Genomic DNA, 11,036 nt, shown 5'->3' on the forward strand with positions numbered 1-11,036 from the left:
TCGGCCATGGCCGAATACAGCCCGGTGATCATGTCGGTGCCGGCCGGGCCGGAGGTACCGATGCAGATCCCGATGTTGCCTGGTGCGGCGCGGGTGAACCCCTCCGCCATGTGCGAGGCACCTTCGACGTGGCGGGCCAGCACGTGGCGGATCCCGCCGTGATTGCGCATCGCCGCATAGAACGGGTTGATCGCAGCACCGGGGAGACCGAATGCGGTTGTTGCACCTTCGAGTTCGAGGATCTTCACCGCGGCATCGGCCGCGCGCATCTTGGCCATGTCAGTTGTCCTTACCCGAGAGGCGAGCGACACCGCGGTACAGTGCCGAATGGTCCAGTCCACCATCGCCGTTGGCGCGGGCGGAAGCCATCAGCTGCGCCAGCACTGCGCCCATCGGAATCACGACCCCCGCCTCGCGTGCGGCCGAGGTGACGATTCCGAGATCCTTGTGGTGCAGGTCGATGCGGAATCCGGGCTCGAACGAGCGGTCGAGCATCTTCTGGGCCTTCTGGTTCAGCACCGCCGAACCGGCGAGGCCGCCGCCGAGCACCTCCACCGACGCGGCCAGATCGACACCGTAGGCCTCGAGGAATGCGATCGCCTCGGCGAGGACCTGAATGTTGCCGGCCACGATCAGCTGGTTGGCAGCCTTGACCGTCTGACCGGAGCCGCTCGGACCCACATGCACGACGGTCTTGCCGACGACATCGAGAATCGGCTTGGCCGTGGCGAAGTCGTCCGCACTGCCCCCGACCATGATCGACAGCGTCGCGTTCTCGGCACCGGCCTGGCCACCGGAGACCGGGGCATCGAGGATGCGGAAGCCGCGCGAAGTCGCGTCGGCAGCCAACGTGGCGGTGACGTCGGGACGGATGCTCGAGAAGTCGATGATCAGCGCGTCGCGTCGAGCATTGTCGAACACACCGCCCTCACCCACCAGGACGTCCTGCACATCCGGGGAGTCGGGGACCATGATCGCGACGATGTCGGCGTCGTGGACCGCCTTGGCGATCGAGTCGGCCGCAGTGCCGCCTGCCTCGACCAGAGGACCCGTGCGATCGGGGGTCAGGTTGTAGCCGACCACCTGGTGGCCCGCCTTCGCGAGATGCACGGACATGGGGCTGCCCATGATTCCGAGGCCGATGAATGCAATGGTGCTCATATCAATCCCTACTTGGTAGTGGTGCCGGTGGAAAGAGCCTGTTCGAGGCCGGGAGTGGAGCCTGCGGAACGACCCCTATCAATCCAGTCGAACGTGTCCTCGCGGGTGGCTTTGTATTCGAGTCCGACGTACCCGTCGTACCCCCGTGCCGCGAGGCCGGCGAGCTGTCCGCCGAGGTCGAGCGATCCGGTGCCCGGTTCTCCGCGGCCCGGGGAGTCCGCGATCTGTACGTGCCCGATCAGGTCGTGGTGGGCCTCGAGCGCTGCGGGAACGTCGTCTCCGTTGACGGCCAGGTGGTAGAGGTCCGCGAGCAGACGCAGATTGTGTACGTCCTGTTCACGGGCCACGCGGCGGATGGTGGCGACGGCTCCGGCAGCGGACTTCAGCGGGTAGGCGGGTGCGCCGCTCACGGGCTCGATCAGCACGACCGCACCTATTTTCGCCGCGGCCTTCCCGGCTGCGGCCAGGTTCTCGATCGCGACCTCGTCCTGGTCGAGCGGGTCGACGCCGCCGATGCGGTTTCCGTACAGGGCATTGAAGGCCCGGGTGCCCAGCTGCTCGCCGATTCCGACGGTGACGTCGATGTTGTCGCGGAACGTCTGCACCTGCGCTGGATCGGAGAGGATCCCACGATCACCGGCGGGCATGTCGCCTGCGGCGAAGTTCAGTCCGGTGAGCTGTACGCCCGCATCGCGGATGGACGACACGAACGCGGAGACGTCGGCATCGGATGGGACCGGGTTCGAGAACGGCCACCAGAATTCGACGGCGTCGAAGCCGGCGTCTCGGGCGCGCTGTGGACGATCGAGAAGGGGAATATCAGTGAAGAGGATGGAGCAGTTGACGGTGTACTGGAGTCGAGAATCAGCAAAGAGATTCATGCACAGTGCCTTTCAGTTCTGAGGTTGCGGCAGTCCGCGGTATCGACGCCAGCTGCCTGCGTAGGTGATGTCGGTCAGCTCGTCCGGTTGCGCCTCGAGTACTCCGGGTCGCAGGCCGACGCCGAGTACGGAACGCCCGTCGTCGAGCGCGACCACGGTCAGCTCGAGCTCCGGCGGTTCGTCCGGCAGGAATGCCGTTCGGATGTCGTCGAGAGGAATGTCGTACAGCTCGCCTTCGATGGCCGCCCCGGCGGTGTGGTCGAGCAACAGTGCCGGAAACTCGTCACGCACCGAGAAGAAGCGGTAGTTCGGGGTGGTGCGCACTGTTCCCACGAACGGGTGGGACGAGACGTTGTGGTGCAGGCTGCCGCCGCGCATCGCACCACCGTTGCAGAAAAGCTCCGTCATGAAGTCGTTCCTCTCGGGCTCGAACGGACCGTACTCAAAGTCCGCATTATGGAATAACGATTCCGTTTTGTGTTTCGAGTGTGGCGTGCGCCACGTGGATCTGTCAAGACCCGGGCGCATGGACCGCATGGGTGACGTGCCCAATGCCGCAGTGCAGCAACGCTCGACGGCTCGACGCGGACAGGTCGAAATCAGCCCTTGACACTGGATGTGATCGGTGTCACGCTCGTTTGGTGGAATCATCATTTCGTATTGCGGAATTCGATACTTCGGGTGTCGTCGCCGATCTGAACACGGCCTTCGAGACCGATGCGGCACGTACGCTCTCGCTCTGCCTCGACGTGCCTCGTTGGGTCGAGGACGTTCTGAGCGCCCGACCGTTCACCGACGTGCAGGCCCTACGTCACGCCATCCATCGCGCTGCCGCACCACTGACAGCCGATGAGGTGCGTCGAGCACTCGCCGTGCATCCGCGCATCGGCGAGAGACCCGGCAATCACGATGCGAGTGCGGAGTACGCGAACGCCGAACAATCCGGCGTCGACATCTCCGACGCGAGCGTCGAACAGCGGCTACGAGCGGGAAATCTGGCCTACGAGAACCGGTTCGGGCAGGTATTTCTGATCAGGGCCGCAGGGCGAGATGCCCACGCGGTTCTCGACGCTCTGCAAAGCAGGCTCGGCAACGACCCCGAGACCGAGTCCGCCGTCGTCGAACACGAACTGCGGGAGATCGCCGAGATTCGTGCAACAGGAAGTCTCGGCGATGTCTGACCCGAGGAGCCAGGTGACCGCTCACGTGCTCGATGCGGCCAGAGGTGTTCCTGCGCAGGGTGTCTCGATCGCACTGGCCGATCACCACGGCACCCCGGTTGCCGACGCCGTCACCGATGAGCAGGGCCGGGTCGGAGCCCTCGGTCCGACCGAACTCGAACCGGGCATCTACCGCCTCACCTTCGCAACCGGCGCGTACTTCGCGGCCCAGCACACCGAATGTTTCCATCCCGAGGTCGTCGTCACCTTCGAGATCACCTCACCCGATCAGCACTATCACATCCCACTTCTTTTGAGCCCGTTCGCTTTCACCACCTATCGAGGGAGCTAGAACCCATGACCATAGTGCTCGGAGCAAACCAGTACGGCAAAGCCGAATGCAGACTCGTCCGCATCGACCGCGAGACGCCCCGCCACCGGATCACCGACGTCAGCGTCACCTCGCAGCTGCGTGGCGATCTCGAGGCCGTCCACATCGAGGGCGACAACGCTCATGTCGTCGCCACCGATACCCAGAAGAACACCGTGTACGCATTCGCCCGCGACGGCATCGGCGCGATCGAGAACTTCGCCCTCCGTCTCGGAGCCCACTTCACCGACAGCTTCGACTGGATCAGCGGCGGCCGCTGGGAGATCGAGCAGTACTCCTGGTCGCGAATCGCGAACGGGAGTGATGGTTACGACCACTCGTTCGTCAAGGCCGGCGACGAGAAGCGGAACACGATCGTCACCATCGACGGTGCCGACATTTCCATCGTCTCCGGAATCAGCGACCTCGTCGTGCTGAACTCGACGGCATCCGAGTTCTGGGGTTACCCGAAGGACCGGTACACCACGCTGAAGGAGACCACGGACCGAATCCTGGCGACGTCGGTCAGCGCCCGTTGGCGATACCTCACCACCGAACTGGACTTCGACAAGACCTTCGACGACGTCCGTTCCATCATGCTCGACGCCTTCGCGTCCACGCACTCTCTTGCGTTGCAGCAGAGCCTGTTCCAGATGGGCAAGCAGGTTCTCGAAGCACACCCGGAGATCGGCGAGATCAAATTCTCGATGCCCAACATCCACCACTTCCTCGTCGACCTGGAGCCGTTCGGACTCGACAACCCCGGTGAGGTCTTCTACGTCGCAGATCGCCCTTACGGTCTGATCGAGGCCACGGTGCAGCGCGACGACGCCCCGGACGCGGGCCGCGCCTGGGATACCGTTCCCGGATTCTGCTAGGAGCGCCGCCGTGAAACTGACGACCCCGAAGCTGACGAAACGCACTCATGCGCCACATGACCCCGCCCGTCCCGAGGACGAGCGGTTGTCTATAGGCCGGTCGTATCTCTATGGATTGCAGCACATCCTGACGATGTACGGCGGCGTCATCGCACCACCCCTCATCGTCGGCGGCGCGGCCGGGCTGACCGGCACCGAGATTGCATTGCTGGTCTCGGCCGCGTTGTTCGTCAGCGGAGCGGCCACCCTGCTGCAGACCCTTGGCCTGCCGTACTTCGGGGCCAAGCTCCCTCTGGTGCAGGGTATTTCGTTCGCGTCGGTCTCGACGATGGTGGCGATCGCAAGCGGTCCGGGTGGACTGAACTCGGTGTTCGGGGCCATCATCGCCGCCGGTGCCATCGGCATCCTCATCACCCCGTTCTTCAGCAAGATCGTGCGCTTCTTCCCACCCGTGGTGACCGGCACGATCATCACCGTCATCGGTATCTCGCTACTGCCCGTCGCGGTTCGATGGGCGATGGGCGGTGATCAGCAGGCCACCGACTGGGGCTCGATGTCCAATATCGGGCTCGCGGCGTTCAGCCTCGTGGTGGTTCTGCTCGTCAGCCGACTCGTGCAGGGGACACTCTCGCGCCTGTCGATTCTGATCGGCATCGTGGTCGGCACCGTCTTCGCCGTCCTCGTCGGCAAGGCCGACTTCTCCGGTGTGAGCGACGGTGCCATCTTCAGCTTCCCCGAGCCGTTCGCATTCGGAGCGCCGACATTCCAGGTGGCGGCGATCATGTCGATGGTCGTCGTCATCCTGGTGATCATGACCGAGACCACCGCCGACATTCTGGCCGTCGGCGAGATCGTCGGCACCGACGTCGATGCCCGACGCGTCGGCGACGGGCTGCGCGCGGACATGGTGGCCACCACCATCGCTCCCGTGTTCGGCACCTTCCCGGCCAGTGCGTTCGCCCAGAACGTCGGACTGGTGGCGGTCACCGGAATCAAGAGCCGCTACGTCGTCGCAGCCGGCGGCTCGGTGCTGTTGTTCCTCGGACTCTTTCCCATCCTCGGGCTCGTGGTGGCATCGGTGCCGCTGCCGGTGCTCGGCGGTGCGGGCATCGTGCTGTTCGGCTCGGTCGCCGCCAGCGGCATCAGGACGCTGTCCAAGGTGGAGTTCGACGGCAACCTCAACCTCGTCATCGTGGCGGTGGCCATCGGCTTCGGTGTCATCCCCATCGCGGTGCCGGGCTTCTACGCAGCGTTCCCCGACTGGGTGCACGTGGTGCTCGACTCGGGTATCAGTGCCGCGAGCATCGTCGCCGTCGTGCTGAACATTCTGTTCAACGTCGTCACGATCGGCCAGAAACCCTCGCCCTCGGTGGTCACCGCTGCACCACCGGTGGCGACGCGGCATCACCAGTAGTGTTCTATCGAGATCGGTAGAAGCTACGAGCATGCGAGGTGGGACTGTGGCGGCAGGTGGCGGGGTGCAGTCCGTGGAGCGCGCGTTCGAGCTGCTCGACATCATGGCCGCCTCGGGCGGATCCATCGGAATCAGCGAATTGGCCGAAGGTACCGATCTGCCGATGCCGACCGTGCACCGACTGATCGGGACCCTGGTGTCCCTCGGCTACGTCAGGCGCCTGCCGTCCCGTCGATATGCATTGGGTACCAAACTCATTCGCCTGGGTGACAGCGCATCCAAGCTGATCGGGGGATGGGCGAAGCCGTACCTCGCCGAACTGGTCCGGATCACGCACGAGACCTCGAACATGGCCTTCCTCGAGGACGATATGGCGGTCTACGTCGCGCAGGTGCCGTCCGAACACGCGATGCGGATGTTCAACGAGGTGGGACAGCGAGTGCTGCCGCATTCCACCGGCGTCGGCAAGGCATTGCTGTCGCAGTTGGACGACGACTCCGTCCGCGCGATAGTCGGCCGGCTCGGCATGGCCCCTCGCACCGTCAACACCATCACCACCCTCGACGCGCTGCTCGCGGACCTCGCTGTGATCCGCGAACGCGGGTACGCCATCGACGACGGTGAGCAGGAAGTGGGAGTGCGCTGCTTCGCCGTACCGGTGATCGGTGCACCGACGCTCACGGCGATGTCCATCGCCGGGCCCACCGCTCGGGTCACGCTGGAGTCGGCCGAGCAGTTCGTGCCCCTGCTGATCTCGGCCGCCGAGCGACTGGCGAAAGATCTCGCGAGCAACGTTCCCGCTCCCTAATCCTTCAATACTCTCGCGTCGCGGGCGAAGGAGTGCACTTCCTCGGTCAACCACACGTGCGCCGGAACCGCGCCGCCGAGTAGTTCACGAGCCAGTGACGGCGAATTTCCGATCGGCACGTCGCTGCCGGCGATGATGATGTTGCCGTAGCGCCTGCCCTTGAGCATCGCCGGATCGGCGACGATCGCCGTGTGCGGGAAGATACTCCGAATGGTCGACGCCTCCTGCTTCGCGAGCGAGAGATCGCGACGATCACCGCAGTTGACGACGTACATACCGCCGGGCGAGAGGACGCGTCGGACATGGGTGGTGAACTCGGCTGTGAGTAGCGGGGCCGGAGTTGTGGCTCCGGCGAACACATCTCGCACGATCAGGTCGCGACTGTTCTCGCTCAGCGTTTCGGTGACTGCTCTGGCTTCGCCGACGCGGATGCGCAGCAGCGGTGCTCGCGGCAGGTCGAACCACTCGCGTACCAGTTCCGAGAGCTTGCCGTCGAGTTCCACGACCACCTGACGCGCCCCCGGATACTCCGCGGTGAACGAGCGAGCCAGCGTGCACGCCCCGCCGCCGAGGTGCAACGCCCGCAACGGAAAGCTCGAATCCCACTGCGCCCGAACCAGTCCCGAGATCCACCGCATGTACTCGAACTCGAGCACCGTCGGATCGTTCATGTCGATGTGCGAACTGGGGACGTCGTTGACGTTGACGACCCAGCCGTCGTCGGAGAACGTGTCGCGGACCAGTTCGCAGGTGCCCGAGTCGATTTCGAAGAGACCGGGCGTCAGCCCTCCAGCGGACTCACGCTTCCTACCCATTCGAGTCCTCCAGCCGGAAGTCCTCGAAATCGAATCCCGGGGTGACGGTGCAGCTGACCAGACTCGGCTCCTCGCCCATCGGCCGCGCCCGCTGCCACACCGACGGCGGCACAATCTGCTGGGGCGAGTCCGGTCCGACCAGCAGCGAGGTCACGGTTCCCGGCTCGTCCCCGGAGCCGCCGAGGTCGAGCTGCACCGGACTACCGCGGTGATACAGCCACATCTCGGTGCCGCGGACGGTGTGCCATGCCGACTGTTGACCGGGCATGAGCAGGAACAGAATGGCCGTGCCTGCCGCGCGGGGACCGGGATAGCCGTCGGGCAGGAACTCCTGTGGGATCGTGACCTCGCTGCGCCAGGTCTCCTTGAACCAACCACCCTCCGGGTGGGGTGCCAGGTCGAGGCTCAGAGCCCAGTCGGGCAGCGACGTCATGCACCCAACCCTAGTCAGTCCGTGGAGACCTGAACCCGGAACCTGTCCCGTTCGGTGTGCAGGCTCCACAGCTGCTCGGCGAGAGCCTCGGGGCTCTTCTTCGGATCGCTGCCATCGATGGCACCACCGATGATCAACTGCGACACCTGAATTCCCTCCTCGGCCAACTCCTCGTTGAGCAGCTGTGCATAGGCTGCCTGGCCTGCGAACGCGATGGACGTGCCGGTGACGGTACGACCGGGCTTCACGGCCGAGCCGCCGTTCACGAACAGGATCGTGCCCTTGTTCTTGCCGAGGAATCGCATTCCCGGCAGGACCTGGTGGACGGCGGCGATGGGACCGTAGATGGAGAACTCGACCGGACCGACCATGTCGGCCGGGGTGGTCTCGAGTACGGGCCGCATGAAGTCCTTCTGCGGAAGCGGGCTGTACTGCAGCACCTCGATGGGGCCGAGCGTTTCGGTGACCTGCTCGAGCGCTGCGGCGATCGACGCCGGGTCACGCACGTCGGCGACGAAGCCCTTGGCCGACACTCCATCGGCGACGAGCTGATCGGCCAACGCGTCGACACGGGACCGGTTACGAGAGATCAGGCCCACCGAGTGACCCTGCGCGCCGAACTTGCGCGCCACTGCTGCTCCGAGACCTGCACCTGCTCCGACAATTGCTATGGACGTCATGTCAGATGCAAGGACCGACGATCCTCGACTATTCCGACCACCGTCTCGAGCAGGGTCTCAGCGCTCTGGTGCAGCGCACTGACATCTCCGGCCCAACCGAGCACGCGCACTGCGGCTGCGGCGATCCCGGCTGCATCGGCTGTGGGGTCGCCGCGCCCGTTCTCTCGATCGGCACGTGCATTCACCACGGTCTCCACCAGGCGAAACGGCAGGTCCTCGGTGCCCTTTCGGCACTCGGAGCCGAGCTGAACCAACGTGTCCGACGCGATAGCCGCGTACAGACTCATCAGCGTGTACCGATGGTCACGAAAAGTCTCGAAGCGCTCACTGCGCAGTTCGGGCAGTAGGTACAGCGCGCCGAGATTCCAGGTGGACGCGGCGAGCTGCTCGGCGTCGAAGTAGGCGAGCGCGTACATCTGGGTTGCGGCATCGGCCGCCGAGCCGCGGATGCGCTGCGCGACGGCCAGCGGTGCATCGACGGTGCCGCTGAGCAGCGCGTCGAGGATGTCGTCCTTGGTGGCGAAGTGGTGATACAGCGAGGCTTGACGCAGTCCGACGGCCTCGGCGATGACGCGAGTCGACGTACTGGTGAATCCGCGAGTGGTGAAGAGCTCGGCCGAGGCGTCGAGAATTTCCTCGCGAGCGGTGTCGCCCGCCCGCTTCTTCGTGCTCAGCCTGGGTCTGCCTGCGCCGGTCATGACTGCATCTTGTCAGGCCCACGTGACGGTGAGATTTCTGTCATCTGATCGAAATAGACGAAACGAGCTTGTTGCACGACGGACACCGCGCGGGAACGACGGTGCCGAAAACTATCAACTGACAGAAACCCGCCTCGGCGATGCAGCGGGCGGTCACTCACCACCCACCTCGCCCGTAGGAGACATGATGAGCTCGACAACATTGCCGGCCCCCGGCGCGGGTTCGGAACCGGTCCGCAGCTCGGACCACTCGGATCTCGCTGCCCTCGGTTACGACCAGCAGCTGCACCGGAGCCTCGGTAAGTACGCGTCCTTCGCGGCCGGCTTCTCGTTCGTCTCGATTCTGACGACCATCTTCCAACTCTTCGGACTCGGCTTCAGCTTCGGTGGCCCGGCCTTCTTCCTCACCTGGCCCCTGGTGTTTCTCGGGCAGTTCATGGTGGCGCTGAACTTCGCCGAACTCGCTGCCCGCTATCCCATCTCGGGTGCCATCTACCACTGGTCCCGGCGCATGGGTGGTGAATTGGTCGGCTGGTTCGCCGGGTGGTTCATGATCATCGCGCAGATCGTCACCGCCTCCGCCGCCGCGATCGCGTTGCAGGTGGTGTTGCCCAGCATCTGGGGCGGATTCCAGCTGATCGGCGAGGACACCGCACTCACCTCACCGAGCGGTGCCGCCAATGCCGTTGTGCTGGGCTCGATTCTGCTGGTCCTCACCACCACCATCAACTGCATCGGCGTGAACTGGATGTCGCGGATCAACAGCATCGGCGTCACCTGCGAGATCGTCGGCGTCATCGCCCTCGTACTGGTGTTCTTCACCCACGCCGAGCGTGGACCGCAGGTGGTCTTCGATACCGGAAGTGCCGGAGCCGATCCCGGCTACATCGGTGCCTGGATCGTCTCCGGCCTGATGGCCGCCTACGTCATGGTCGGATTCGGCTCGGCGGGCGAGCTCGCCGAGGAGACCCGCAATCCCCGACGCGTCGCGCCACGCACCATCCGGCTCGCTCTGTCCGCGTCGGCCCTCGGCGGCGGCCTGATGATCGTCGGCGCACTGATGGCCGCTCCCAGCCTCACCGACGGTGAGCTTGCGACGCAGGGCCTTCCGTATGTCATCGACTCCATCCTCACCTCGCCGTGGGGCAAGGTTCTGCTCGTCGACGTCGCGATTGCCGTGTTCATCTGCACCCTCGCCATCCAGACCGCGGCATCGCGCCTGATGTTCTCCATGGCCCGCGACGGACGACTGCCCGCCTCGACAGCTCTCGCGAAGGTCAACTCGCGCACCGGAACCCCGATCGCACCATCGGTTCTGATCGGTCTGGCCTGCGTGGCGATCCTGGCCGTCAACGTCGGCAACTCCGCGATCTTCACCACGCTGTCCAGTGTCTGCATCGTGCTGATCTACCTCGCGTACATGATGGTCACCGTCCCGCTGCTGATCCAGCGGCTCAAAGGCTGGCCGCACGGCGGAGTACAGAAGGACAGCGACGGCGAGAAGCTCTTCACGCTCGGACGCCTCGGCCTGCCCGTCAACATCGCCGCGGTTCTCTACGGCGGACTGATGGTGGTCAACCTGTCGTGGCCGCGCGCCGAGATCTTCGACCCCACCGGCGAATTCCCACTCCTGCGGTGGGCCGCACCACTGACCGTCCTCGCAGTGATCGTCGTGGGCATCGCCTGCCTACCCCGCGGCAAAGCCCACCCCAAGCCCGTCACGATCGGAGCCTGAACC

At 65.0% G+C, this 11,036-nt stretch carries 14 protein-coding genes; 6 read left to right on the forward strand and 8 right to left on the reverse strand.

The annotated features are described in order from the left end of the window. From R4P57_RS04770 to R4P57_RS04785, 4 genes are all read right to left on the reverse strand, one after another. On the reverse strand, nucleotides 1-278 hold a 278-nt coding region (locus R4P57_RS04770), incomplete at its 3' end, for a thiamine pyrophosphate-binding protein (RefSeq protein ID WP_317801726.1). A gap of 1 nt (nucleotide 279) precedes the next feature. After that, entirely contained in the window at nucleotides 280-1,167 is an 888-nt protein-coding gene (locus R4P57_RS04775; RefSeq protein ID WP_317802299.1) for a 2-hydroxy-3-oxopropionate reductase, read from the reverse strand. 2 nt (nucleotides 1,168-1,169) lie between these two features. Next, the gene (locus R4P57_RS04780) at nucleotides 1,170-2,042 is read right to left on the reverse strand and encodes a hydroxypyruvate isomerase family protein (protein ID WP_317801727.1); all 873 of its coding nucleotides are present in this window, start codon (nucleotides 2,040-2,042) and stop codon (nucleotides 1,170-1,172) included. Nucleotides 2,043-2,054: 12 nt separating this feature from the next. After that, nucleotides 2,055-2,450 carry a gamma-glutamylcyclotransferase gene (locus R4P57_RS04785; RefSeq protein ID WP_317801728.1) on the reverse strand — a complete coding sequence of 132 codons (396 nt, stop codon included), beginning with the start codon at nucleotides 2,448-2,450 and terminating at the stop codon, nucleotides 2,055-2,057. 233 nt (nucleotides 2,451-2,683) lie between these two features. Between R4P57_RS04785 and uraD the strand changes: the two genes are divergently transcribed. From uraD to R4P57_RS04810, 5 genes are read left to right on the forward strand one after another with little or no spacing between them, the layout of a single operon-like run. Further along, the gene (uraD, locus tag R4P57_RS04790; RefSeq protein ID WP_317801729.1) at nucleotides 2,684-3,223 is read left to right on the forward strand and encodes a 2-oxo-4-hydroxy-4-carboxy-5-ureidoimidazoline decarboxylase; all 540 of its coding nucleotides are present in this window, start codon (nucleotides 2,684-2,686) and stop codon (nucleotides 3,221-3,223) included. Further along, complete coding sequence (uraH, locus tag R4P57_RS04795) at nucleotides 3,216-3,554, forward strand: hydroxyisourate hydrolase (RefSeq protein WP_317801730.1); 339 nt, start codon at nucleotides 3,216-3,218, stop codon at nucleotides 3,552-3,554. Before uraD ends, uraH begins: the two co-directional genes overlap by 8 nt. 5 nt (nucleotides 3,555-3,559) lie before the next feature. Continuing rightward, nucleotides 3,560-4,450 carry a factor-independent urate hydroxylase gene (gene pucL, locus R4P57_RS04800; protein ID WP_317801731.1) on the forward strand — a complete coding sequence of 297 codons (891 nt, stop codon included), beginning with the start codon at nucleotides 3,560-3,562 and terminating at the stop codon, nucleotides 4,448-4,450. Nucleotides 4,451-4,460: 10 nt separating this feature from the next. Further along, a complete protein-coding gene (locus R4P57_RS04805; protein WP_317801732.1) occupies nucleotides 4,461-5,864 on the forward strand; it encodes a nucleobase:cation symporter-2 family protein in 1,404 nt (467 codons plus the stop codon). Between the two features lie 31 nt (nucleotides 5,865-5,895). Continuing rightward, nucleotides 5,896-6,672, forward strand: a complete 777-nt coding sequence (locus tag R4P57_RS04810) for an IclR family transcriptional regulator (RefSeq protein WP_317801733.1) — start codon at nucleotides 5,896-5,898, stop codon at nucleotides 6,670-6,672. Here the strand turns inward: R4P57_RS04810 and R4P57_RS04815 are convergent. The 4 genes from R4P57_RS04815 to R4P57_RS04830 are packed head-to-tail and all read right to left on the reverse strand — an operon-like array spanning nucleotide 6,669 to nucleotide 9,298. Then, entirely contained in the window at nucleotides 6,669-7,487 is an 819-nt protein-coding gene (locus tag R4P57_RS04815) for a fused MFS/spermidine synthase (RefSeq protein WP_317801734.1), read from the reverse strand. The genes R4P57_RS04810 and R4P57_RS04815 overlap by 4 nt on opposite strands. After that, entirely contained in the window at nucleotides 7,480-7,920 is a 441-nt protein-coding gene (locus tag R4P57_RS04820; protein ID WP_317801735.1) for a cupin domain-containing protein, read from the reverse strand. Before R4P57_RS04820 ends, R4P57_RS04815 begins: the two co-directional genes overlap by 8 nt. Before the next feature lie 14 nt (nucleotides 7,921-7,934). Then, nucleotides 7,935-8,600, reverse strand: coding sequence for an SDR family NAD(P)-dependent oxidoreductase (locus R4P57_RS04825; RefSeq protein WP_317801736.1), 666 nt, complete (start codon nucleotides 8,598-8,600; stop codon nucleotides 7,935-7,937). Further along, nucleotides 8,597-9,298 (reverse strand): TetR/AcrR family transcriptional regulator, encoded by a 702-nt coding sequence (locus R4P57_RS04830; RefSeq protein ID WP_317801737.1) that lies wholly within the window; start codon nucleotides 9,296-9,298, stop codon nucleotides 8,597-8,599. The genes R4P57_RS04825 and R4P57_RS04830 overlap by 4 nt, the downstream gene beginning before the upstream one ends. Before the next feature lie 187 nt (nucleotides 9,299-9,485). Here R4P57_RS04830 and R4P57_RS04835 point away from each other — a divergent pair, with 187 nt between their 5' ends. After that, nucleotides 9,486-11,033: an amino acid permease gene (locus R4P57_RS04835; protein WP_317801738.1), complete on the forward strand. Its 1,548-nt coding sequence runs from the start codon at nucleotides 9,486-9,488 to the stop codon at nucleotides 11,031-11,033. Nucleotides 11,034-11,036 lie beyond the last annotated feature (3 nt).

Source organism: Rhodococcus sp. IEGM 1330 (assembly GCF_033142445.1).
Classification (GTDB): domain Bacteria; phylum Actinomycetota; class Actinomycetes; order Mycobacteriales; family Mycobacteriaceae; genus Rhodococcoides.

Excerpts from the sequence above, each read along its gene's own strand:
- R4P57_RS04810 (WP_317801733.1), top strand. The coding sequence starts at position 5,896 with ATGCGAGGTGGGACTGTGGCGGCAGGTGGCGGGGTGCAGTCCGTGGAG.
- R4P57_RS04785 (WP_317801728.1), bottom strand. The coding sequence starts at position 2,450 with ATGACGGAGCTTTTCTGCAACGGTGGTGCGATGCGCGGCGGCAGCCTG.
- pucL (WP_317801731.1), top strand. The coding sequence starts at position 3,560 with ATGACCATAGTGCTCGGAGCAAACCAGTACGGCAAAGCCGAATGCAGA.
- R4P57_RS04830 (WP_317801737.1), bottom strand. The coding sequence starts at position 9,298 with ATGACCGGCGCAGGCAGACCCAGGCTGAGCACGAAGAAGCGGGCGGGC.
- R4P57_RS04780 (WP_317801727.1), bottom strand. The coding sequence starts at position 2,042 with ATGAATCTCTTTGCTGATTCTCGACTCCAGTACACCGTCAACTGCTCC.
- R4P57_RS04825 (WP_317801736.1), bottom strand. The coding sequence starts at position 8,600 with ATGACGTCCATAGCAATTGTCGGAGCAGGTGCAGGTCTCGGAGCAGCA.
- R4P57_RS04820 (WP_317801735.1), bottom strand. The coding sequence starts at position 7,920 with ATGACGTCGCTGCCCGACTGGGCTCTGAGCCTCGACCTGGCACCCCAC.
- uraH (WP_317801730.1), top strand. The coding sequence starts at position 3,216 with ATGTCTGACCCGAGGAGCCAGGTGACCGCTCACGTGCTCGATGCGGCC.
- R4P57_RS04815 (WP_317801734.1), bottom strand. The coding sequence starts at position 7,487 with ATGGGTAGGAAGCGTGAGTCCGCTGGAGGGCTGACGCCCGGTCTCTTC.
- R4P57_RS04835 (WP_317801738.1), top strand. The coding sequence starts at position 9,486 with ATGAGCTCGACAACATTGCCGGCCCCCGGCGCGGGTTCGGAACCGGTC.